This is a genomic window from Janibacter sp. CoH_79_TC_3 (assembly GCF_058197955.1).
This window is the reverse complement of record NZ_JBXWIV010000002.1, coordinates 112403-136921: the sequence shown is the minus strand read 5'-3', so window position 1 is coordinate 136921 and position 24519 is coordinate 112403. Positions and strand designations below refer to the sequence as shown.

At 43.6% G+C, this 24519-nt stretch carries 15 protein-coding genes; 8 read left to right on the top strand and 7 right to left on the bottom strand.

Annotated features, from left to right (window positions below; translation table 11 throughout):
* Nucleotides 1-8: 8 nt before the first annotated feature.
* Together AC2FA3_RS02695 and AC2FA3_RS02690 are read left to right on the top strand one after the other, a co-directional pair.
* Nucleotides 9-599, top strand: a complete 591-nt coding sequence (locus tag AC2FA3_RS02695) for a GNAT family N-acetyltransferase (RefSeq protein WP_490508193.1) — start codon at nucleotides 9-11, stop codon at nucleotides 597-599.
* A gap of 144 nt (nucleotides 600-743) precedes the next feature.
* Nucleotides 744-2261: a bifunctional 2-methylcitrate dehydratase/aconitate hydratase gene (locus tag AC2FA3_RS02690; protein WP_490508192.1), complete on the top strand. Its 1518-nt coding sequence runs from the start codon at nucleotides 744-746 to the stop codon at nucleotides 2259-2261.
* A 64-nt stretch (nucleotides 2262-2325) separates the two neighbouring features.
* Here the strand turns inward: AC2FA3_RS02690 and AC2FA3_RS02685 are convergent, their stop codons facing one another.
* Entirely contained in the window at nucleotides 2326-3087 is a 762-nt protein-coding gene (locus tag AC2FA3_RS02685) for an SDR family oxidoreductase (RefSeq protein WP_490508191.1), read from the bottom strand.
* A 234-nt stretch (nucleotides 3088-3321) separates the two neighbouring features.
* Here AC2FA3_RS02685 and AC2FA3_RS02680 point away from each other — a divergent pair, with 234 nt between their 5' ends.
* A complete protein-coding gene (locus AC2FA3_RS02680) occupies nucleotides 3322-4716 on the top strand; it encodes a DUF2868 domain-containing protein (RefSeq protein WP_490508190.1) in 1395 nt (464 codons plus the stop codon).
* A gap of 21 nt (nucleotides 4717-4737) precedes the next feature.
* Nucleotides 4738-6390, top strand: a complete 1653-nt coding sequence (locus AC2FA3_RS02675; protein WP_490508189.1) for a DUF3482 domain-containing protein — start codon at nucleotides 4738-4740, stop codon at nucleotides 6388-6390.
* 31 nt (nucleotides 6391-6421) lie between these two features.
* On the opposite strand, the gene AC2FA3_RS02670 is transcribed toward AC2FA3_RS02675, so the two are convergent.
* The 3 genes from AC2FA3_RS02670 to AC2FA3_RS02660 all read right to left on the bottom strand — a co-directional run bounded on the left by AC2FA3_RS02670 (nucleotide 6422) and on the right by AC2FA3_RS02660 (nucleotide 9642).
* Nucleotides 6422-7456, bottom strand: a complete 1035-nt coding sequence (locus AC2FA3_RS02670; RefSeq protein ID WP_490508188.1) for an ArsA family ATPase — start codon at nucleotides 7454-7456, stop codon at nucleotides 6422-6424.
* A 71-nt stretch (nucleotides 7457-7527) separates the two neighbouring features.
* Nucleotides 7528-7845: a cory-CC-star protein gene (locus tag AC2FA3_RS02665; protein WP_490508187.1), complete on the bottom strand. Its 318-nt coding sequence runs from the start codon at nucleotides 7843-7845 to the stop codon at nucleotides 7528-7530.
* A gap of 117 nt (nucleotides 7846-7962) precedes the next feature.
* A complete protein-coding gene (locus AC2FA3_RS02660; protein WP_490508186.1) occupies nucleotides 7963-9642 on the bottom strand; it encodes a carbon starvation CstA family protein in 1680 nt (559 codons plus the stop codon).
* Between the two features lie 331 nt (nucleotides 9643-9973).
* Between AC2FA3_RS02660 and AC2FA3_RS02655 the strand changes: the two genes are divergently transcribed.
* Together AC2FA3_RS02655 and AC2FA3_RS02650 are read left to right on the top strand one after the other, a co-directional pair.
* Nucleotides 9974-10642: a hypothetical protein gene (locus AC2FA3_RS02655; RefSeq protein ID WP_490508185.1), complete on the top strand. Its 669-nt coding sequence runs from the start codon at nucleotides 9974-9976 to the stop codon at nucleotides 10640-10642.
* Nucleotides 10643-10732: 90 nt separating this feature from the next.
* Nucleotides 10733-11296: a hypoxanthine-guanine phosphoribosyltransferase gene (locus AC2FA3_RS02650; RefSeq protein WP_201542913.1), complete on the top strand. Its 564-nt coding sequence runs from the start codon at nucleotides 10733-10735 to the stop codon at nucleotides 11294-11296.
* A gap of 115 nt (nucleotides 11297-11411) precedes the next feature.
* Here the strand turns inward: AC2FA3_RS02650 and recD are convergent, their stop codons facing one another.
* From recD to AC2FA3_RS02635, 3 genes are all read right to left on the bottom strand, one after another.
* Nucleotides 11412-13637 carry an exodeoxyribonuclease V subunit alpha gene (gene recD / locus AC2FA3_RS02645; RefSeq protein WP_490508183.1) on the bottom strand — a complete coding sequence of 742 codons (2226 nt, stop codon included), beginning with the start codon at nucleotides 13635-13637 and terminating at the stop codon, nucleotides 11412-11414.
* A 45-nt stretch (nucleotides 13638-13682) separates the two neighbouring features.
* Nucleotides 13683-18086 carry a UvrD-helicase domain-containing protein gene (locus AC2FA3_RS02640; protein ID WP_490508182.1) on the bottom strand — a complete coding sequence of 1468 codons (4404 nt, stop codon included), beginning with the start codon at nucleotides 18084-18086 and terminating at the stop codon, nucleotides 13683-13685.
* A gap of 77 nt (nucleotides 18087-18163) precedes the next feature.
* Nucleotides 18164-22540 carry an exodeoxyribonuclease V subunit gamma gene (locus AC2FA3_RS02635; protein ID WP_490508181.1) on the bottom strand — a complete coding sequence of 1459 codons (4377 nt, stop codon included), beginning with the start codon at nucleotides 22538-22540 and terminating at the stop codon, nucleotides 18164-18166.
* A gap of 510 nt (nucleotides 22541-23050) precedes the next feature.
* On the opposite strand from AC2FA3_RS02635, the gene AC2FA3_RS02630 reads away from it, so the two are divergent.
* Complete coding sequence (locus tag AC2FA3_RS02630) at nucleotides 23051-23611, top strand: hypothetical protein (protein ID WP_490508180.1); 561 nt, start codon at nucleotides 23051-23053, stop codon at nucleotides 23609-23611.
* Nucleotides 23612-23676: 65 nt separating this feature from the next.
* Nucleotides 23677-24507, top strand: coding sequence for a hypothetical protein (locus AC2FA3_RS02625; RefSeq protein WP_490508179.1), 831 nt, complete (start codon nucleotides 23677-23679; stop codon nucleotides 24505-24507).
* The last annotated feature ends 12 nt before the right edge of the window (nucleotides 24508-24519 follow it).

Sequence of the window (24519 nt, the reverse complement as noted above, 5' to 3'; positions counted from 1 at the left end):
ATTTAACTATGACCTGTGAATTTTCTATAAAAACCTTTGATGAGCTGACCACCGTTGATCTTTATCATATCTTAAAAGCCCGCTCACAAGTATTTGTGGTGGAGCAAAACTGCCCGTATCAAGATATGGACGAGGTAGACTTTGACTGCTTACATCTGGTCGCCCATCAAAACGAAGCCTTGATTGGTTATTGCCGGATTATCCCGCCTCAATTTAATCATAAAAAATCCTCGGTCAACCCTTCAGGCCCCATACCAGCGATTGGCAGGGTTCTGGTGTTAGCAGAGCACCGCGGCAATGGTGTCGCCCGTCAAATAATGCTTGAGGCCATCAAGTACTGCCGCAAAAAGTATGGTAAAAAAACCATTATTATCTCCGCACAGACTTATTTGCTAAACTTTTACGAATCACTTGGGTTTATCGTTGAGGGTGAACGCTATCTTGAAGACGGTATCGAGCATGTCATCATGGTTTTACCCGTCATTAAGAAAGTAAAAGTACAAAAAGAAAGCTCAGGGATGATGAGTAGTATTCTCAGTTTTTTACTCTTAATACTGGCGCTTTTATTTATTGTTGGTTTGGTTTATCTCATGGTTTAAATCATTAAACGATAAAACAGTCTTACACGACTTCACTGTTGTTCGATATTGAGTATGCTATTTTTGATGTGCGGCTGATGAATAAATGTCTAAGACGACTTTATTAATCACTCAAATATTCGACTCAAGGAAGAGGTAACGACTATGTCTACAACTCAAAACGCCACGGTTGAGAGCAATATTCGTCCAGAGTATGACGATGAAATTCAAAAAATCGCCGACTATGTGCTTAACTACTCTATCGATGCAGACTCGCCCAATAGTACTGATGCTTGGAATACCGCCCGCTACTGTTTGATGGATACGCTAGGGTGCGGATTATTAGCACTGCGCTTTCCTGAATGTACCAAGCACCTAGGAGCCGATTGCGCTGATCAAATCACCCCTAACGGCGCGCGCGTACCCGGTACACCCCATAGACTCGACCCTATTAAGGCCGCTTTTGATATTGGCTGTATGGTGCGCTGGCTTGATTATAACGATACGTGGCTTGCGGCTGAATGGGGTCATCCTTCGGATAACTTGGGTGGTATTTTGGCAGTGGCAGACTATATCAGTCAGAAAAATGTCAGCCAAAATAAAGCATCGCTCACGATGCACGACGTACTAGAAGCGATGATTATGGCGCATGAGATTCAAGGGGTGCTTGCCTTAGACAATTCATTCAACCGTGTAGGCCTTGATCATGTGTTCCTAGTCAAATTAGCCTCAACGGCGGTGGTCGCTAAACTCTATAAATTACCACGCGAGCGCATCATGGCGGCGATCTCGCAAGCGATTGTGGATGGTCAAGCGCTGCGTACCTATCGTCATGCACCTAATGCTGGTAGCCGTAAATCATGGGCGGCAGGCGACGCCACCAGTCGTGCGGTACGCTTAGTCGATATTACTCGTCGCGGCGAGATGGGCATCCCTGGGGCATTAACCGCTCCGCAATGGGGCTTTTATGATGTGTTGTTTAGCCATACCAATAAAGATTTGGCACTCAAACCTGAAGGTGAGCGCCGTTTTACCTTTCAGCGCGAGTTTGGTAGCTACGTGATGGAAAATATTTTGTTCAAGATAAGCTTCCCTGCCGAGTTTCATGCCCAGACTGCTTGTGAAGCAGCAGTCATTTTGCATCCACGTATCGATGATAGAATTGATGAGATTGAGAAAATCGTTCTGACTACTCATGATTCAGCCATTCGAATCATCTCGAAAGAAGGTGCGCTTGCTAATCCTGCTGATCGCGATCATTGTTTGCAATATATGGTTGCAGTGCCTTTATTGACCGGCGACTTGATGGCAGAGAATTATGAAGACGATTACCACGCGCAGCATCATATCTTGATTGATGGGCTGCGCCGTAAGATGGTTGTTGTCGAAGATGCCAGCTATTCGAAAGACTACCATGACCCAAGCAAACGCTCGATTGCCAATGCCATTCAGATATTCTTTAAAGACGGCAGCAGTACCGATAAAGTCGCTGTCGAATATCCTATTGGTCACAAACGCCGCCGCGCTGAAGGCATCCCTGTATTAGAAGCGAAATTCCGAGCAAGTTTGGCGACGTGCTTTATTGACAGTCGCTGTGCGGATATTTTTGCTCTATGTGATGATCAAAAGCGTTTGGAGCAAACCCCTGTTAATGAGTTTATGGATTTATTCATCACTAATTAGTTTTAAAGCGTATCAATAATTCAGGCGCCTTTTTGCTTTTATTAATAGTGTTTTTACCAATCTTTTACCAAGAAATGGACTCACCTGCCCAATCGACGAAACAACCAGATTGGGCGGCAGTTATACTATTAAGCACTTCTATTAAATGTTCAGCGCTATAGGCTGGCGAGAATAAATTTTCGTCAGCCACATTGCTTTGAAAGGGTGATGATAACTGGGTATCAACCGTACCGGGTTGCATGACGACCACGCAGACATCCTTTAGCGACCGACTCCATTCAATACTCAAATTTTTCATACCCATATTCAGTGCCGCTTTACTCATACGGTAGCTGTACCAACCGCCAAGCTCATTGTCACTAATACTACCCACACGAGCCGATATAGTTGCAAAGACTGCAGGGTTGTCAGCGTCACGTTCAGCTTTTGCAAGTAGTGGCTTGATATGCTTGGCAATAAGCAGACTGGCTAAGGCATTAATCTGCATATTCTGTAAAAAGAAGTCAGTCTCTAGTTGTCGTAGCGCTTTTTCTGGTTGATTATTTGGCGTATGCAATAACCCCACACAGTTAATCACCCAATCGATATGAGTGGCTTGCTGCTTAATCTCAGTAACGGCTTGTTCAATGCTTTTCTCATTGCTGACATCCATCGGTAACCAGTGCAAATTATCGGCGGTAAAGTCAGGCTCATTTGTATGATAAGTGGCAAATATTTTTCCGTTGCCACTGCTTTTATTATTAGCAGTCATCTCTATTAGCTGTTTAACAATCGCTTGACCGATACCACCGTTAGCGCCAACGATTAAGTAGTTTTTTTTATTCATAAAGCACTCCTTATTGCTATCTGTATTATGAGCTGTTGCTAACCTGCATTCATTTTGGCGTATTTACTTTACATTTACTATGCTAAAACGCTAAGAATAATAGAAGTTATCGCTATTCTATATAGGCTACAATAATCACTGACGGGTAAATACTCGACATCTATCAATTGAGATGTCTAAATGCCGTTAACCTTTTAACTTTAACAAACGCCTTTATACGGATATCATCGCCCTATGCTATCGCCCCAAGACCAATTGACCGAGCTGGTACGGACGCTTGAGACGCAGCAACATGTCTTTGCCACTGACCCGCTACTCATCACAGAAAAGCTGCAAGGTGAGGATGGGAAACCCATTCAAAAGTTGCATCGCCGCGCCTCGCGTATAGATAGTAACGGTGCGCTGGCACGTGTGCTCGGTAAAATTGATGGTCGTATCAAAGGCATTATGCTGATTATGAGCGTGGTGTGGTGTATCTCGGGGTTTTTGGGATTGTTTACCCTACTACAGACCAATGTAGTGAATTTCTTTTATGTGCTGGTCTGTCTGCTTGGGTTTCATACGATTATGCTCTTAGGACGGCTAGTCATGACTTTGATTAATCAAGGTAAGCAGTCGTCAAATTGGTTTGCCAATTTTGTCAGTCCTAGCTATCTTATCCGTGGTAAGGATGATGTTACCAAGGCAGCAGTTGACTTGTACGAGCGTCAATTACAACATAGCGGTATGCGTTGGTATCTAGGACGCTTTAGCCATCAATTATGGCTTGCTACCTTGACCGGTATGCTGCTGGCGATCATATTTTTGTTGATTGTGCGTCAGTATAGCTTTAGCTGGGAGTCGACATTACTCTCTGATCAGGCGCTTATCACTTTGACTCAAGTACTCGGCTGGTTGCCAAGTATGGTAGGATTTACGGTGCCGGACAGTGCCGCTATCGTTCAGAGCCGTTTAGTGACTGACGCTACTATGCCCTTATCGATGGCGCGGCAATGGGCCGGCTTATTGGTCGGTAGCTTGCTGATGTACGGTATTGTACCAAGGGCGATTGCTTGGGCATTTTGCGCATTGATGTTCCGCCGTAAAAAGATGCGCTTGGATATCAAGCAGCCGTATTACCAAAAGATTCTGAACTTTTGGCAGCGTCATGTGGTCGATGAAGATGATTTTAAGGCAGCGCCCGCTCCTATCGCGCCAAAAGCGACGGTTAGTATTGGTAAGAAACTGGTTGCTTTACTTGAATACCCATCACAGCAGGATAATTGGTGGCAATCAGGACTTAATACCGATATTAGTAACGTTAGTAATGTTGAAAACTTCGGTATTCTTGACGACCGTGATGATATGGATCGATTAACGACTTACTTGGATAGCCATCCCGTTCAAGTACTATTAGGTATTCATAGCAAGGCTTTACCCGACCGAGGTACGCTGCGTAAACTTGATCGTATTGCCGAACATGCCGCAGACGGCCTTATTGTACAACTGCTCAGTGATATCAACACTGCTAACACTAACTTGCAAGAGCAAGACTCGGAAAACCAAGACGTTCGTTATCAGCAATGGCAAACCGCCCTTGCCGCTCGGAAAATTGGTCTAGTGACGTCCTCTAATATCGATACTCAATAATATTAATAATAAGATTCTATTATGAATAATCAAAATAATAACGATCAAAACAACAATCAAGATAATGCTAAACCTGGCGGTCTCTTTGCCGATAAAGCCTATGAGCCAACACCCGACTCAGAAAACGATTCAAAGAATACTAATACAGAGCTATCGTTGAATAAACAGACATTGGAAAAACAAGTATCAGATGAGCAAGCGCTACCTGTTAATACTGCCTCTAAAAAAACCATTGCCAGTGGCGAAGCACTGAAACTAGCAGTCGTTGGTCATACCAATACGGGTAAAACGTCACTATTACGCACGTTACTACGTGATGTTTATTTTGGGGAAATAAAAAACGAAGCAGCAACCACCCGCCATGTAGAGCGAGCAAAATTGACCGACAGTCAAACGGGCGAAGTATTGGTGGTGCTTTATGACACACCGGGTTTAGAAGATGCTTCAGGGTTAATGGATTGGCTAGAAGACAACACTGCCAGTCGCCGTGATGGTATTGAGCGTTTACAGCAGTTTTTGGCAGCCGATATTGCCCAAGGCGGCGATGCGCTAACTAGCAATGAGGACTACAGCCAAGAAGCCAAAGTTATCCGTCAGCTGCTGGCAAGTGATATGGCCATCTATGTCGTCGATGCGCGTGAGCCAGTACTCGGTAAATATAAAGATGAGCTGGCTATTTTATCTTGGGCGGCGATACCTGTTATGCCGGTATTCAATTTTACCGACAGTCAAGATGCCAATATCGACGAATGGCAGACGATGCTGGCAAGACGTAATTTGCACATCTCAACGCGTTTTGATTCCGTGGCTTTTGAGTTTAAAGATGAGATGCGCTTATGGCAAAATCTTGCCACTATGCTTACCCATTCTGAGATGCTTGAGCAATTAATGGCACGCCGTACGGAAAACTGGGCGCAGCTCTATGAAGAGGCCAATATCATCATTGCGGATTTTTTATTAAATGTCGCATCATTTGTGCGTGAAATTAGTGAAGATGATGACCCAATGCCCGTACTTGCACAAATGCAAGAAGCGGTCAGACAGAGTGAACGGGCAATGCAGCACAATCTGCTTAACTTATATAAATTTTATGATAACGCCGTGGCAGCTACGCCGCTTGAGTTACAAGCCTATCAGCAAGACCCTTTTGACCCTGAACTGCTCAAAAGCTATGGTATTCGCACGACATCGGGTGCAGCAGCGGGCGCATTATTAGGCTTGGGCATTGATGCTGCAGCATTGGGTACCACTTTAGGTTTGGGCGCTGCCATAGGTGGTATCGCAGGCGGGCTATTATCGAATACCAGTAGTATCGCTGATAGACTCACTGGGATAAAACGTTTGTATATCGACCCTGCTACCCTAACCTTGCTCGCCACGCGAGCGATAGATTTACTCACCGCCTTGCGCCATCGTGGTCATGCGGCAACCGATGCCACCCAACTGATATATAGCGGCGCAAAAAATGATGCTGAAATGTCAACTAACGACAATGAAGCTAATGTCCTGACGCCATGGCCGCCACATAAATTACCAAGTGAGCTTAAAAAAGCTCGCGGCAAACCGCAGTGGTCGTCGCTTAGTAGCGGTAAGTCCGAACAGGCTCAGCTACTGCGTACAGATATGGCATGGTCGCTGGCAAGTAAATTACAATTATATAAGCCTGAGCATTAACAGTCGATTTATTATATTTTTCAAATAACCTTTACGATGATGGGCGTAATAGCATACTTAATGCTTCAGTACCGCGTACGTCTGTTTGCTGCAAGTAGATTGGATACAGTGGATAATTGGTAAACGTGTTTTCAATATCCTGCAGCAATTGCTGTTGCCGCTCGGCACGAAGACGCCAAAAATCATCTGACTGCGCGGGTGCTATCAGCTGATTGATGACTACCGCGGCTGGTGTGAGTTTACTCTCTTCCAGTTGTTCGATAGCGCGTTTGGTTTCTGCTAATGGTAATATGTCGGCAGTCATCACTAAAACAATCGCTGTCTTTGTACGGTCATGGAGTAATATACCTGCTTGTCGAAACAGCTGTTTACGTTTTTCTAGAACTGCTACCGCTTGCTCCCAGCGGTCAAGCTTTTTTGGGGCAAACGGATTGGCTATATCATACTTCTGATTGCTGCTCTGATTTTTATCTCTTTGGTTATGAGTATCTAGATGGTTTGCGACTGAGCGTAATTTTGCCTGTCGCCGTTGCTGTGCTAGCAGCCCATCTGTCCACGCGCCCATCATCTCTGGCAATACGAGCAAGCGCAATGTATGCCCAGTTGGTGCGGTATCAAATATGATATGTTCATAATTGGCATCTGCTGCCTTGATTAAATGCTGACACATAGATTCGAGCATAGCTGCTTCTTGTGCGCCAGGTGCCGACTTTGATAGCTTTAGGTGCTCACGAATTTTGGGCATCATATCTGGATTGGCATAAGATTTAATGGTGGATTCAACTTGAGAAAAATGCACATCGACGATGACATCGGGGTTGAGCTCAATTGCATCAAGATACGGCGTGATGGCAGTTTTTTCGTTATTGAGCCGTATATTTAACACATCACCCAAGCTATGCGCTGGATCGGTTGAGACAATCAAGGTCTTTTTTTGCTGGCTCGCATAATAACTGGCCAGTGCCGCGGCAGTCGTGGTTTTACCGACTCCGCCTTTGCCGCCAATAAATATGATAGGTTGCGTCGATAGTTGGTCTACTAATCCATGTAGAGGATGTAATGCCATATTGGTATCTCAATTTTAATTCACATGACTTTTAATCATTTATCTTTTATCATTTTTTTCTATAAAGCGTACTAACAGCAACCGACGTGGTCAAAGGGGCATTTGTCCATACCCATGCGTGTATGCCATTCATGGAAGTTTTCTAAAAATAGCGGCTGTAACTCTAAGGTATAAAAGCTGGCAGGATTATCAATGCCTAGGCTCTCTGCAAACATCAGCAGCATAAAGAAATCTTCTTCATCACGTGCCGCGCGTGCCATCGTCTGGCGATAAGGGGCATGATAAAACTCATTTAATCCTGCCGCAAAACGTTGCCACCATGGTGCTTTGTCTTCTAATTGCTTTGCCTTGCCTTCTAGCTCTTTTGGTATCGGGTTATCTTCCATCATTTACTCACTTCTGCTTATTTCTTACCATCTATCATGCCTACCTCATACAAAAAACGCCAGCAATTGCTGCTAGCGCTTTTTATTGATACAAGTGTATATGATATCTTTTAATCTCAATTAGGAATCCGTTTTACCTTTATGTAATGTCCATTCTTTACGCAGTACAGATAGACTCTCGAACGTTACTAGAATCGTTGCGATCAAGATAATAATGTCCATAATGATAAGCAGCCAATTGCCATCTGTAAAAAAGGTTTTTAGCTGAATCAATAAGGCAAAGACAGTCATAACGAGCAAGAATGATAAGGGCGCTAAGGTGTACCAAACTGGCTTACCTTTACGTAATAATATAACCGTGACAATCATGAGGGTTAAAGCCGCCATGAGCTGATTGGTAGTACCAAATAATGGCCAAATAATCATGCCGCCCGCGCCATCAATACCACCGGCGCCAAATGCTAATAATAGACAGCTTCCGACGGCAAGAAAAGTGGCTACGACACTCTTACTTAGCACTGGAATATTATAAAACTCACCAAACTCTTGGAATATATAACGTTGTAAACGGACGCCAGTATCCATTGTGGTGCCGGCAAATAAGGCGGCCATGACAGTCAGCATCGTTTGTGAAAGTACCATATCGATACCAACGCCTGCATTTAATATGGTCGCACCACCATCAATAAAGGCACCGATAGAACCGTCGCCAAATTTTTGATAAACCGCTTGCCAATCGCCAAGTGTCGCAAAACCTGCGGTGGCCGCAAGAATGGCACCCAATGCGAGCATGCCTTCACCCATGGCACCAAAATAACCAACAAAGCGCACATCGCCTTCTTTATCAATCTGTTTAGAAGTCGTCCCGGTCGCCACTAAGCCATGGAATCCTGAGATAGCGCCGCAAGCAATAGTAACGAACAATAATGGCATTAATGAAGGCGTACCGATGGGCAAATCGTGATTAATCGCTGGCGCAACAATGTTTGGCGTCGCAATAAATACGGCTGCATACAATAAAATCAAACCAACAAATAATTGTAGCCCATTAATATAATCGCGCGGCTGCAGTAGCATCCATACTGGTAATAATGAGGCAATCGCGGCATAGGCAAATAAGATAATAATCCATATGGCGTTATCAGGTAGTCCCATAAAGGTCTCTGGTAACACTACTGGAAACATGGGACCGAGATAGATAAGCCCATATAAAGCGACGACGCCAATGATGGATACCCAAACCAGATTCATCTTATAACGATAAATACACTGACCGATAATAAAGGCTACAACCAATGCGCCCCAGACAGGTAACACAGAAGACGGCGTTTTTATCATCATATTGGCAATAGCGACGCCAAATACCGCGTTCACCATTAATAATAATAGAAAAATAACCACCATCATTAAGCTACGCACACGTGTGCCCATGACGGTACCAGCAATCGAGCCAATAGATTGACCTTTATTGCGCATACTGGCCCAAATGGCTGACATATCATGTACGCCTGCCATAAAAATGGTGCCTAAAACTACCCAAATAATGGCGGGCACCCAGCCCCAAATAACCGCAATCGCAGGACCGATAATTGGTGCCGCTCCTGCTACAGAGGTAAAATGATGCCCCCACAATACATATTTATTGGTGGGAATATAATCTACCCCATCTTTCATCGTATGGGCTGGCGTGGGACGACTGTTATCCAAGGCCAAAATCTTAGTGGCGATAAATTTTGAGTAAAATAGATAACCGCAAAGCATTGCGGCCACACCAACCACCAGTACAATAGCACTATTCATCTTATCTCTCCCTAGACAAGTATTAGATAGCCTTATAAGTTCAAGCTTTTTAAATCAAAATCTTAAAAATATGCTAGATTAGTGAGCAGTGAGTGACTCGGCTCACTGTTTTTCGAGAAACAGTTGTTAAGAAAACAGCTATTAAGGAAATAACAGCACATCTTCTTATCATTAACGGCTAACAAAGCATTGCATTTTAAGATTCAGAAACCTGGCTAATTAGCCATAAAGTATGATGAGTCTTTACTTATTCTGTGGTTTAAATAGTAACTTATTTAACAGTGAATGTAACGTTGGTGAAACATTAAAAACAATAAATACAGGGATTAAAATGACACATTATTTTGGATTCGTACCTTCAGATGAACTAAAAGCATTGATTATTGAGGCAGAACAAGTCGTTGAATCAAACGACAAAACAGATTATTACCCATATCGTGACGCCCTTACCCATCAAACGGCGCGCGACCTTACGGATAAATTATTGGTTGGACTGGTAGATATTATTCCAAATCCTGAGCGCCAAGCCTCTATGCGTAAAATCGTTGGTACGATTGAACGGGCGACGGATACCCTACTCAATATTCTATTGGGTAAAGAAAACAACGAAGAAGTGATGCCAAGCTTTCATTTTTTGAGAGATCAAGCGACCTTTATTGATAACGAAGGTGTGAAGCGTATCGGTTTTAAATTGTCAGATGCAGACGCTAAAATCATTGATGACGGTTTTGCAGCGATTACACCCGAACACGTTGACAGAGTGGCATTTAAAAAAGCACTTGAGACCGTAAATGAAGACACATTAACGCATTTTATCAGTCGCTACTCTGAAACGTTGAAACTTGGCATGATTAAGCGTAAGTCTGTGCCAATGGCAAAGGCAGCTATCGATAAAGGTATGAGCATGGCATTAAATAAACTGCTACCTGACCTACCTGATGCATCACTAAACCGTTTGGCGAATTATTATCGCCCTTTTATCGTAAAAAAGCCTGAATAACGACTATTATGTTTTTATTAAGACTGTAGTGTTGGGCAAATTTGCTAAAATTTGCTAAAATAGGCGGCACTTTTATCAAAGGCGCAACTCATGACCCAAATTAGTAATCAAGAAATCGAAAAAACCCTGCGCAACTCAGAGTGCCTAATCAGCAGTATCGAAGTAGCCGCTGCTTATGAGCGCCTTGCCGCCCAGCTCAACCTACATTATGCCGGTTTAAACCCAATCGTGATGGTGGTTATGAACGGTGGGCTTATCCCAGCCGGTCAACTACTGACTCATCTAACGTTCTACCATCGCATGCATTATATCCATGCGTCGCGCTATCGTGATAACGCCGGTACCAATGAGCTTGATTGGAAATTCAAACCTGATGTGAGCATCGAAGGCGAACACGTCTTATTGATTGATGATATTTTTGACGAAGGTATTACCCTAAAAGCCATCGTTGAAGAATTGGGTAAAGAAAATCCGTTATCTATTGAGTCTTGTGTGCTGCTAAATAAAGAGCACGATCGCAAGGTTGCAGACTTTGATGTTGATTTCGTTGGTATCAATGTCGCAGACCGTTATGTCTATGGCTGTGGTATGGATTTCCATGGTTACTTGCGCCATTTGCCTGGTATCTATGCTATTAAAGAAGACAAAATGTAAATCTGAAAATTCAAGTTTAAAAAAGCATCCAAATCGGATGCTTTTTTTTACGCTATTTTTTTACCTTTTTATAACCTTCAACTAACTGATAATCTTAAACGGTAGAATCAACCGCCTACTCTAGCAGTTTTTCAAACTGTAAGCTTAGTCCAGTTTGACGCATCGTTGGTGTTGATAATGCAGAGGTCAATGCCGAGGCAGTGCTAAAAATGGAAACTTGTTTTTTAGCGCGTGTGACAGCCGTATAAATTAACTCTTGGCTTAATAAGCGTGCATTATTATCATCGAAGCTAATCGCTACATGGTCAAATTCCGACCCTTGGGATTTATGAATGGTCATCGCATACGCAGTCGCAATCATCTCATCACTTAGCATATTGATATTAACACCCTGCTTTTTGTTCTCAAAAAACACCTGTAGTCGTCCCTTTTCCACTTGCAGGCATATACCGATATCACCGTTAAATAGCCCTAGCTCATAATTATTTTGCAATACCATGACTGGACGACCGTGATACCAAGTTGATTTGGAAAGTGGTAGCTTTAACTGAGTCTTATGCTGCTCGCTCAGATAATTATTGATGTAATGATCACCGCAGCGGCCATGATGCCCAGCCGTTAAAACTCGAAAACGATTAAGTAGTTCTATAAGCTCACCAAACTCAGTAAGATATTCTTTAGTTGGTATGGATTTCGCTACTTTAATTTTAGTTAGTATTTTGCTGGTTTGGCTGAAGTATTTAAGGTAATTATTGGATAGTATTTTTAGAAACTTATAATTGCTTAGGCTATTTTCTATCTTATTATTAATTCTACTGCTGTTAGTTTCTTCATTATTGCCCGCTGTTAGATGATAAAAACTTAATGCGTCATCCTTTTGAAAAAGCTGCCACACAGCGTCCATATTTTCGCTGCGGTTCTGACTCCTATCTGTTTGATTAATCAGTTTAGCAAGCTTACCAATGCCTGAGTCCTCTTTAAACCGGCGACTGGCGATTAAACGTTGGTGCACGTCTTGTAGCGCCTCTATACGGCACAAATCTGCCAATACAGCCCCCGCATCGACCGCTGCTAGCTGATTGGCGTCACCAAGTAATATCAGCCGCGCATTGGGCTTTATGGCGCTCACTAGATGATTGGCAAGCTCTACACCAAGCATCGAAGCTTCATCAACGATGACGATGTCTTCACTGAGTGGATTATCTTTATAGTAGCGTGGGCGCCCGCCCTGCCCGATGCCGAGCAAGCGATGTATGGTTTTCGCCTCTGGCAGTTGCATAGAGACACCTGCTTGCTGTATGGCATTCTGCAACGACTCTTGCATACGTTGCGCCGCCTTACCCGTCGGAGCTGCTAATGCTAAATTGGCCTTTGACTCACTACCTTGCTCGTCTGCCGCTTGTTCTTGCTGTAGTGCCATGACTAACTGGGCAACGGTAAAGGTCTTGCCGGTCCCTGGCCCACCAGTAATAATACTAAATGCCGAGCGATTGGCCATATGGATAGCATCTTGCTGCTCATCAATTAGCGACGAACTTAGTTTAATCGGTAGCTCAATAAGGCTTTGATTTTTAATACGTAGCACATGCTGCGCCAGAGCGAATTCTGCTTGCCAAGTACGATGCAGCCATAAGGTTATTTTTATAGATTGATTGTCTAAGTCCTCGTTTATCTGAAAGACAATGGGCCTTATAATATCGTTTCTATCTTTTGTGTTGTTGTTAAAAAGTGGGTGTTTATTTAATAATTCACTAAAAATGCTTAGGCTATTTTTTATTGAGTCAGTACTACTAGCTATACGTTTTAGCGAATGATAAAGCTTCACGCAGGCTTTTCGGCGCTGTTTTAATATTCGTTTTTCATAGGCTGACAGTGTGGATTGACGCATCGCTGTCTCCCATAATGACTCGTCTTCTAGCAAATCTGCAGCCGATATTTCTGCCATATTTGTGTTGGCGAATGCCGACCACAGTGGCTGTACTAAAGGTTGTAATAGCTGTTGCTGCCAAGCAAATAGCCCATTATCGGCATTCATAGCCTCACCGCTTGCGACGTTATTAAAAGCATCAAGTACTAGGACGGTATGCCCTTCCTCTAAACGCTGCACCAGCACTTCAAATAGCGTCTCAAACAACCAATCTTGCATATCACCCGACTCATCTGAGCTATTGGGTAGCAGCTGACTTTGATAGGCAGTCTGCGTTTGTGCACGGCGCTGCAATAAATACTGGCTAATCGTCGTCGCCCAACTATTGCCAGCGTCATCACCGACAGTATTTTGAGCACTACTGGTTGCTTTTGCTGGCCTGTTCACGCTGTTCATACTTTTAGCATCGCTCATTATTTATCCATTTTTATCATTATTTTAAGATTATTAATTTAAAAATTATAAAGCGCTAGGGCTACCAAACATCTCATCCAACGCTTTGACCAGCTCAAACGGTATTTGCCAATGAATCCGGCCATAATTCTGTGCACCTTGTGAGTCAATACCACGCAAGAATACATACTCTATTGCGCCTAAATACTGTGTTTCATTACCGACGTAATCCTTTAAACGCAAGCGTAAAAACCGATGCAAAGCGACTTGATAAATGGCGGCTTGCAACCAGTAACCTGCTTTATTCATAGCGGCGCTTAGATTTTCGTTATTATAATTATTTAGGCTATTTCCTAAATAGTTACTTTTATAATCAACCACGTAGTACTTGCCAGCGTACTCATAAACGAGGTCAATCTCACCGCGTAAGTACCGATAAATATGGTTAGCATACTGCGGAGTGAGCTCAATATGTTTCTCTGGCTCATCAGGTAAATACTGCGCAAAGATGCGGTTGATACCTTCAGGAGTAAAGTCTTCTGACAATCCCATGTTAAAGCCAAGCTCAGCGATACGGTTTTTAGGCGCTATTGCTTGTAAAGGCTGTCCGGAGGCCAATAATGGAGCGGCCAATACATCAGCTACCCAAGCCATTAGCTCTTCATGAGCAACACCTAGCTGACTTGTCTCAGTCAAATCGATATTGTCGGCATCAGGCTCGACAGGCAATGTCTTGCCTTGTTGTAATCGCTGCTGAGCGCTAGCGCTGGCATAACTGATTGGTAGCTGATACTGACGAATACTTTGATCAATAATAACGGACCATTTACTATTATCCGTAAAGTCTATCTTTTCAAAAACCTCATGCAAAAATGTACCGGCATTCGCCCCCTTAACAAAGCGGAAGCGAATGTCGTCACTGGATATTAGATTGCCCTCATCATTGATACTATCGGTTAGGTCTAAGTCATCCTCTATCGCATCATCAAACACCGCTAATGCTTGACTTTTTTCACCAAGCTGACGCGATAGTGCGGTAAAGCTGGTCTTAGCCCAGCCTTTAAAAGAGTTTAGTTGTATCTGGGCATAAGCGCTTTGGTAATCGATACGTCGCGCTGTATCGGTAATCGATATAGATTCAGTAACGTCAGATTTGGCAATCTTGCTCATATCGGTCAGCGTTTTAGCAATAGGCTCGATAGCGGCGTATTCTAGCCAGCCGACATAAGGCTGCAGTCTATCCGGTAGTACAAACTTATGATCGGCACAGCTTAGCCATTGTAGGCTTGGCTTACGCTCGGCATCGGTTTTGTTATAGCTATCTTTCAACACCATATATAACTGTTCACTGGCACGCGTAAAGGCAACGTAGCCCAGTCGTCTGAGTTCTTCATAGTTTTCTGTGGTTTCAAACTGGGCATAATAGTCAGTTAGTTTTTCGCCTTTAGCAGATTTACTATAGCGCTTGCCCTTACAGGCAGACATGCGGCGTTCTGTCATGTTTTCTTGTGATTCATGGTCATATAAAAACAAATTATGATTACTACGACCGCCCGCTTTAGGGCTAGCGCTATCCATACCAACGACATAGACAATCGGGAACTCAAGGCCTTTAGATTTATGAATGGTCATAAGCTGCACACCTGACTCTGTCGGTAGTGGCTGCTGCTGCGCCCATTCTGGCGTACGGCTACTATTGATATTTTTCTTATACCAAGCGAGCAGCTCATGCTCACCGATATGCATACCATGCTGCGCTAAGATGTCGAGCAAATGACGCAAGTCCATCAAGTAGCGAGCACCGTCTTCTAGGTCAGCAAGCCCCACCCACACATTTTGGCTCTTTGCTTGTCTATCGGATGACAAGCTATTTGCGCTAACCATAGGGTTGCGAGCAAACAAATAATGCAATGCCGATAAAATACCATTGTGCTGCCAATGCGAAGCCGCAGTCTTTAAATATAACTGGAAGTCTTGATAGCGTTGTTTTAATTCTGCTTGCTCGGTATCTGTTTTTCTGTCCGTTTGAGCAACATTAGTAAGAGCATCGCTTTCACTGCTTTCACTGCTTTCGTTTCTTTCATCGTCATCGAGCATCAAAGCTTGTACGTCATTGAGACTCATCTGATAAAAATTACTGGTCAATACGCGGTTAATGATGTCACGGCGATGTGGTCGCAGCATGGCTTCTAACAAGGCGGCTAAGTCAGCAGCGATAGGCGTATCAAAGACATTTTTTTCAGCGGTTTCTAGCGTTGGGACACCAAGCTTGCTGAGCATATCTTCAACTTGCTTTAGCTCATGCTTACGGCGACCCAACACACCAATATCACTTGGCTTAATAGGTCGTCCTTCTATCGTTTGCTCACTTGCCAGCAATGCCGCGATATGCAGCGCGGTAAGCTCAAATGCATTATGCTTGGCTTGTTTGTCATAAGGTAGATGAATCACACTAACAGGGCTATTAGATAAGATATCAGTATTTTCCGCTTGCGCCTTTACCTGCCCTTCTATAGACGCTTGCCATGAAAGTCGGGCGTTAGTATTAGCGGCGGTTATATGCTGGTAGTAGATACTCTTACCCAACTGCGCCAATTGACTGGCCTTATCAAAGCTTGCATCTTGCAATTCTGAAGTCGGTCTGCCAAACCAGTGGTTCAGGGCAGTAATCAAGCGCTCATTAGAGCGGCGATTGACATCAAGCGTCATAATCCTGTCTTTGGCAAACATGGACTTCATCGCATTATAGTTGGCAACGTCACCACCACGAAACCCGTAAATCGCTTGTTTTGGATCACCAACGAGCAATAGGAAGCCGCGATTGTTACTCTGGTTCACACTATCACTACTCTTAGAAAGATAAATACGCTCAATCATGCGCGCCTGCTCACCATTGATATCTTGTGACTCATCAATCAACGCCACCGGATAATGATGGCGAATATAACGTGCTAGCCGTTCGCCTTGCTTACCTGACAATGCTTGGTTTAAGCGTACCATTTGTAGAGCAAAAGTAGTCTCACGACGCGCTTCTAATATCGATGGCAGTTTTTGGCGCACTTTGAGGGCGATGTCGCGGTTAAGGCTTTCGACAAGCGAGTCAAGATACATCTCTATCTGATTGGCGTAATCACAGACTGTTTTTAAGGCTTGAATACTAGGTAAACTGATAAACGTTGCCCGCTCTTGTTCTTTATTGGCATTAAAACCTTTACCACCTTCTTCTTTGGTTAAAAAAGCGAGGGGTAACGCATCATAAAACTTCTGTGTATCCTCATCTAAATGCGCAAAAAACAAGGTGCCGTTTTTTTCAATAACAGACTGAATATGATAAATCCTATCAATTTTAGCACCAAGACCCGCGGTACCATGAAACCCTTGTGCCTTGCGATAGTCTTTGCTGAAATATGGCTCGACATCCTTTAAATCACAATTTTTAAACGCATCTAACGCTTGCTGATAAGCGCTAAAGTCTATCTCCTCACCCATATCAACATTCTCGATAGGCGTTGAGATAAATTGCATGGATTTTTGCGCGACGCCAATGTGATCAGCAGGCGCAGTCAAACGATTGGTATGCTGCAATAACTGATAAATCTCGTGCTTTTGGTTAAACAGATAGCTGTGATGTGCGCGTACGGCGTCATGAATTATGCTTTCTATCACTATTTGCTCTTGGTCGCTTATCTGTACGCCTTGTTGGTACCCAGTTTCGGCACTATATTCAGACAGCCATTTTTGTGACAAGCTATCCAAAGTACCAACAAACAGTTTATCTAATGTCGTTAGTACTAATGCACAGCGCCTCATAGCATCTGCTAATGGATAATCTTCGGTATGATCTAATAAATATGTCAGCAGGTGGCTATTGATAGAATCTGCCATCAAGTCGGCGTTACCTGAAAGCTTAGCCTTCTCTTCTAACCATTCTTTACGTGCCTGACGTTGCTCTGCACTAACTTTTTCATGCGACTGCTCGTTCTTTAACGAGCTATTATCTGATGCTTCCGTATCAGTAATGTCTTTACTAATAAAAAGCTGCGGGTAAAGAATAGAATGCGTGCTTGGGTTGGCTTGGACGTTATTGAGCCATTGTAATAATTGATAAAAATCAACCAAGCGGTCATGGATACGTTGGCGCATCTCCGCAGCAGCGGCGCGAGTAAAAGTGGTGGCAATAATATGCTCAGGCGCACGTTTTGCTTCGATAAGTAGCCGCAAAACAATACCCGTCAAAGTCCACGTCTTACCCGTACCCGCTGAGGCTTCTATCAAATACTTACCGTTTAACTTGATACGAATCGCAGGTGGCTCTTCTGGCTTATTAGTACTCTTTTCAGTTAAATCACTAACTAAATAATCGGGGCTAGCATGACTATAATCATCATCATTATTATAATCACTACTATAGCCATGACCGACATTATCTAAGCCATTAGCAGTATTGATAGCGTTGTTATATTGATCCATAAAAATCACTTGTTCAAAGTCGTACGATTAACATCATTATTATTCATTAGTCATGAAACGCTTAGCACTAAACGCCTTTATAATGCTATTAGCGCTTCGTCCATTGCCGCAAATAAAGGCGCTGATAAGGCTGGTAGAGCATCTTTTAACTTGGCAAAAACATCTTGTTTATAAAGAATATATTGCCATAGCTCATGCTGTGAGCAAGTGTCATAGATAACATCGCTGTTAAAGCTCGGCCATAACCAACTTTCAAAGTCACTACGCTTCGGCTGATAATCGCTATCTTTTGCTTTGGCTTCATTGAGCTTATCAAGGTAAGAAAGCGCATAAACAGGCAGCACCGTCATCGGTATCTTGCCAGCCATATGTGCAAACCTTACCCATTTAAGCAATTCTGCCAAAGCTGTATCATAAGCAATAGGTGCAAGCTCAAAGGTGGTTTTACCTTTAAACTTTTTATACTCATCGCTGCCTTTATTGAAGCGCCAAATACTTCTACCGTCGCTAGCAGCAACTTGCGCGTCAGTGGTATGGCGTGCAACCTGCCAATAAACATGCGCCAACCAAAAATGCAGTAAATATTGCGTACGCGCGCTATTAGACCGAATATTTAACCACAGCTCAGGCGAAGATGACTGGTATTGTGATTTATCAGGGTTAGAATCAAGGCTAGAATTATGATTATGATTGGCAACGGGCACCATACCTTTAATCTGTAATTTGCCTTGTGGATTTATATCTGGGGTCACAACCGTGGTCATGGTCTCAGCACAAGGACTTAGTAAGACTCTACTATTACTAGCACTACCATGAGCCTCTATCCCTAATGACGATAGCTGGTCGGCAAACTCTTGGCATTGCTGTTGCAGTTTAAGCTGCTGATACTGTAGCGTTGATTGCCGCGCCACGCCAGCTGGCATGACTGGGTCGTATAGTAGTTTGCTGAGAGGTTTCTTAGTCTGGCTACTGATACTTGCTTTATCATCTACCTTATCAGTAACGATATCGCTCTCTCTATTCAATTCATCAAGCAGCTGCGTATTCACGGCATAAGCGCTTAGACCTGATAATGACAAAGGCTCTTGATGCGCCATTTCATCTTCAGGTAAGACCACGTGTACCTGTTGCTCGCGTAAAAACTGCTTGGCAGGATGACGAACTTGGTAGTAGAGCGACTGCATATCGACTTGGTTAATTTCAAACCGCTCTTCTATACCCGCTACCGCGTCATGTGGCGAAGCGCTATTTAAAACAATACGTTGAGCAATATGTCTATAATCCTCGCTACTAGGTAGATTAACCTTGATGGCTGGCAAGCTGGCGTCATCGTGAGTATGCAAGCGCTCAAACACCTCATGCCATATTTTGGCTGGGGCGTTGATACTTTGTTGGTACAGCTTTTCTTTTTGCATAGCGCGAGCCAGCAAATCCATCAATGCTTGGCCATCCTCTTCGCTAGCTGTTAGGTCATCTGAGCCAACGGCATCAGCCGCTGATTGCACAAATACTTCTTCGGCAAAAGGCAACGCGGGATGACGGGTCACTAACCACTGTTCAATCAGCTTGGGCAGATAACGCTGTACTTGCGCTGCCAACGCCGATTGTTCATCACCATTAGCAGTCGTTAAATATTTACTCTTAAGCTGCTCAGTTTTTAGCGGATCCCACTGCCATTGCACTTCACCTTGTAAAAACTGCAATAACTCACTTACCGGATTGGCAGGCAAGTGCTCATGAGCATCGGTCAAGCGCTGACCATTATAAAAAATCCAGCAGGCATTGCGCGCACACAATAAAGCATCCAAAAACGCCCCATTATCATCATCTTCGCTAAACCTATCGCCGCGACGTGCCAGCCCAGACTTCATCAAATCATAACGGTTGTCACGGTCACGGTTGGGGAACTCAGCCAAATCCATATTCAGCATCACCACCAATCCAAACGGTACGTTACGCAATGCGCCAAAACGCCCAAAGGTAATCACGCCTGTCGGCTCGGCACTAACCTGTTGGCTCTCTAGCTCGTCTTCAATACTATCGAGCATAAAGCTCAGTTTTAATGGCAGATTGCTGACTTGCGATAATTTTGATTCTACTTGGCTGGCTTCGAGTTGTAATGAGCTTGATAGATTCTCTGGCGTTTCATTGTCGACTGTCGTATGCGGCTGATTGTCGTTTTCGCTATGGTAGCGCTGATAATGACGGTTGGCACGTAAACTACTTTTAAAACCGTTCATGGCATTAAAGATAGCGCGCATCGGACGCGTTTGATCAAGGGCGCCAAAATACGGATGGATGATATGGTTTTCAATATTATTGAGCCATTTCTCGGCATTATAACGGGCTTCAAACTCGTAACGGCAGTGATGTAAGCCATTATAGACGCGGCATAAGGCTTCAATAATCGCCGCATCTGCCAAACTAATCGCTGACATAGGCACGGTTTTTTCCGCTAAAGCATTGTCTTGCCAGTTATCAGGATAGAGGCAATCGCTAATCTGCGCCTCGGGCATGACCAAACCTAGTGCCACTTTATCTAACGCATGAGCAAAGCTAAACCGATAATCATAATCGTCCACGTCAAGCGTTTGCTGCAAATGCGCTTCATCAAAACCGCGTACGAATCCTGCTTGCTCTAATAAATCACAGGCGCGGCTCATCTGTTCATGCGTTAAGCCGAGGCTTTCATATAGCGGCGGCAGCATCAACCAATCAAAAACTGCAGCCGCTTCAAAGCGAGCGCTATCGCTCCCTAATAGGCCATAAAAACCTCGTATCGCCTCCCATAACTGGCGAATCGACTTATCGACGACACCGGTGACTTTAGCCGGTAGCGTCAGACCATCTTGCCCTTCGCCATTAACAAATACCGAATTAATCAATTCATGATGACGATCGACATCAGGGAGTAATACCACGACATCAGACAGATGACGCGTGCTACCATCTTCGTTCGGCTCATTTAACCAACGTCCAATCATACCGCGTAACACTTCAAGCTGACGCTGCAAATTATGGCAAGAATGAATGCTTAGGCTATTATCATATTGCAATAATTGCCATTGGCGCGGCTGATCATAACGCTTGCCTTTTAAGCTATCATCGCTATACCATGAGTTAGAATTATTATATTTGCTTAGGCTATTATTATCACTAGTCTCTTCATTGCTCGAAGTGCTATTAGTATTGGTATTTGAATCATTCTGCATTTGCTTGCTCAGCGCAGCACTTAAACGCCCAGCAGTCGTTTGCTGCGTTGCGCTTTCATCCAGCATAAGGACATCTTGTTGCAGGTGCGCGAGTAGACTGAGCGGACGCTCGGCTTGTGCGTCAGTTTTAGGCTGATAGCCGACATCAAACTTATCTTGCCAATCAAGCTTAAAACCTTTTTTGTCTTCATTACCCGATAGGCTTGCCAGCATGGCAAAAGTCTCACGCGACTGCTTACCCAAACGTGACAATAGCGTGTGCCCATAATCTCGTAGAAACACGCTTTCAGGGTTAATCACTTGCTGACGCTGTAGCCACTGTTTATCAACGATATCTGCCCAAAAAAGTTGCGACGGATTGTAATGCAATAAAGTAATATCCATGTAAGTGGACAAACGCTGCAAGAAGTTCAGCTCGTTTTGCGGCAATTGTTGAATGGTAAAAATGTGCAGTTGGGTTGGCAGTATCGCTTGTATATCTACTCCACTATCGGCTTTATCTTGCGACATAATCTGCCAAAAGCGCGTCTCAATAGAGGCGCGATGCTCATACACCGAAGCAAACAATAACCGCCATAAGTGCCGCTGAGCGACTTCAAGCTCGGTATAATGCGCAACCAACCATTCAGGTGTCTTGCCAGCATTTTTATCAAACTCTATGGTTAGCTTATCTTTTTCAGCGACGAGCAGCTCGACATCAACCGCTTTATTATCAGACCATAAGGTCAGCCAGTCCTCACGGTGTGTCAAATAACGGCTAAATACCCGCGAAAAATCTGTCGCTAATGACCACAATCGCACATCTTGCTGACTACGATCAGCCCCTTCATCGAGTAACGCTGATAGCAGCGGATACAAAGGATGCTTATCATCGGCCATAATCTGCGCTTGATAATAGGTAAAGTAACCAAACAGCCGCCACTGCATCACAGCCCCAGTCAATACCGCAACCTCAGGTACCGTCACAATCTCTTGCGCGCGTTGATTGGCCTCAAGCCAGACATTATGCTCAGCCAAGACCTTTTGCATCAAGGTCCACTGATACTGACCCCAAAACTTGGTGGTCACCAAGGTACTGATACCCGCTTGACTGGCAATCGATTTGTCCAGCCAATCGCCCAATACCATCGATGGCACAATGACAATAAACTCTTCGAAGATAGGCAGGTTTTTAGACTGATAAGCAGTCAGTAATTGCTCAACTAAGTGTTCGGTACGGTGCGACTGAATAATGGTAAACATAAAGGATAGTCTGATTGAGTTGATAAGGTGAATGCTAAGAGGAAAACTTATACCCTCAGAACGCTATTTTGAACTGACTATAGATTCTTAATGCATATTGATAGTTATTAAGAAACACACTAAAGGATACTCACCAATCCATGTTTCGCAGTCGTTACTACTCTGTATTTCTGCTAGCATAATGACCGTAATTCAATACTAAACATCTTAAATACTAAGCATCTTAAAATAATGCTAACAGCTAACGATGACTGGCTCATTACTTATAAGCTTGAGAGATTATAAAACAAGCAAATATGAGTGTGCCATTGATACTGGCTATTTACCAGTTTATTCACTGCGCTAGCATGACCTCACGACAGTAGGTGTCGCGCTGTTATACCGCTTATCGTTGCTGAAAGATTATTGAGCTGCAAAACAAGGTAATGTTATTTTCATTATGTCGCAGTTTGCCGTTGTTGCTACTTAAGCGTTCAATCATTTTCTATATTAACGAGATATTATAATACTATGCCTTTGCGTCCCATTGATGCCATCTTCGTTCATCCTAAACGGCGATTATATGTTGTATATTATCGCGGTGAGCTGTGGGAATTACCACGCATGAAAATTGATGATAAGTCTTGGCAAAATAGGCAGCCCTATACTGATAATAGCAGTTCGCTTTATCTAAGCATTCATCAAGCGATTAGTGACCCCGTGCTCGCACAAAAACTACGTACTTTGAACTTGCCAGCGGCAGTTCGCGGCAGCACGTTACCACGCTTTGAGGCCTGGTGGGAGACAAATGGTTTTAAGTGGCTCAAAGACAAGCTTGCGACAGGTGAATCGCCATTAGCCGCTCACCAAACGATAGCGCCTAAAATAGCGGAAACAAAAGCGATTGACAAGCAGACGGCTTCCCCTTCAAACTACCAACCTGCGCCATTAAATAACGATAGCGCCATTAAGCAAAATAGCACCATCGAACAACAAGGTAGTGAGCAACCAACAGCGGCTGTAGAAGCGACAGATATTTTTGCTGATATGCTCGCAGATTTGGCGGACGAAGTGTTAAATCAACACGAATAAATCTGCTACCATTCATCCTCTATACAAATCATTGATGACATTAACCAAGAAAAGAACGATAACCTATGAAAGATTACAAGCTGCTATTAGCGGGGCTTATTTTACTGCTGTTGATTATTTTTATTGCCATCTTTACTTGGTTATGGACCAGTAACCGCAAAAACATGGATCCTCTGCCCATTTTGGCAAACAACAATGATTCATCGACTGCGGATAATGACGAAAATGCCATTGCTAAAAGTACCTTGCATATACAAGCAGAAGACAAGCTAGAAGCGCCTCTAGACGCCGTTATCGCAAGCTTTCAATCACGCTATCCGCATGTGCAGATAGCGACTAACTATGTCTCTTCTGCTGCCATTCTTACTTTATCTGATAGTGACTTTAGCGACAGTAATCGCACTGACGATGAGCGTGCGTCTTATGTCATTAATACCGATTTGATTATTGCCAATGGCAAGCTGTCAAAAGAGCGCTTATCACCATTGCAAGAAAAAATAAAGACGGCTCAAGATAAGCACAATCGAAGCAAAGTGAATAATAGTATGGTAGAAGACGGGGTTGGTGAAAATGGTAAGACTGATGCTGATGCTGAAGTTGCTGCTCAAGCCAAAAGCGATAATACTAATACCCGTAGCATTAGCTCTTTTAGCTATGCCTTACAAGATACGCAAACAGTAGATGGCGTTGTATTAACGCAGAACCCTGCTGCGATTAACTTTAGAAACTTTTTGCTCTCAAGTACCGGTCAAGATATTTTAAGTCAGTATAACTATAACAATATCGACGGTTATAAGAACGATATGGCTGATTTATTCAAACCCAGCTCACGTGCCAAACAAGCAACAGGTAAGCACTCAGTAGATATGAGCGACGCGCTTAGCAATGGTAAATAATCATAAAGCCCG

Coding starts and splice junctions, on each gene's coding strand:
- AC2FA3_RS02695 (WP_490508193.1), top strand. CDS start 9: ATGACCTGTGAATTTTCTATAAAAACCTTTGATGAGCTGACCACCGTT.
- AC2FA3_RS02690 (WP_490508192.1), top strand. CDS start 744: ATGTCTACAACTCAAAACGCCACGGTTGAGAGCAATATTCGTCCAGAG.
- AC2FA3_RS02685 (WP_490508191.1), bottom strand. CDS start 3,087: ATGAATAAAAAAAACTACTTAATCGTTGGCGCTAACGGTGGTATCGGT.
- AC2FA3_RS02680 (WP_490508190.1), top strand. CDS start 3,322: ATGCTATCGCCCCAAGACCAATTGACCGAGCTGGTACGGACGCTTGAG.
- AC2FA3_RS02675 (WP_490508189.1), top strand. CDS start 4,738: ATGAATAATCAAAATAATAACGATCAAAACAACAATCAAGATAATGCT.
- AC2FA3_RS02670 (WP_490508188.1), bottom strand. CDS start 7,456: ATGGCATTACATCCTCTACATGGATTAGTAGACCAACTATCGACGCAA.
- AC2FA3_RS02665 (WP_490508187.1), bottom strand. CDS start 7,845: ATGATGGAAGATAACCCGATACCAAAAGAGCTAGAAGGCAAGGCAAAG.
- AC2FA3_RS02660 (WP_490508186.1), bottom strand. CDS start 9,642: ATGAATAGTGCTATTGTACTGGTGGTTGGTGTGGCCGCAATGCTTTGC.
- AC2FA3_RS02655 (WP_490508185.1), top strand. CDS start 9,974: ATGACACATTATTTTGGATTCGTACCTTCAGATGAACTAAAAGCATTG.
- AC2FA3_RS02650 (WP_201542913.1), top strand. CDS start 10,733: ATGACCCAAATTAGTAATCAAGAAATCGAAAAAACCCTGCGCAACTCA.
- recD (WP_490508183.1), bottom strand. CDS start 13,637: ATGAGCGATGCTAAAAGTATGAACAGCGTGAACAGGCCAGCAAAAGCA.
- AC2FA3_RS02640 (WP_490508182.1), bottom strand. CDS start 18,086: ATGGATCAATATAACAACGCTATCAATACTGCTAATGGCTTAGATAAT.
- AC2FA3_RS02635 (WP_490508181.1), bottom strand. CDS start 22,540: ATGTTTACCATTATTCAGTCGCACCGTACCGAACACTTAGTTGAGCAA.
- AC2FA3_RS02630 (WP_490508180.1), top strand. CDS start 23,051: ATGCCTTTGCGTCCCATTGATGCCATCTTCGTTCATCCTAAACGGCGA.
- AC2FA3_RS02625 (WP_490508179.1), top strand. CDS start 23,677: ATGAAAGATTACAAGCTGCTATTAGCGGGGCTTATTTTACTGCTGTTG.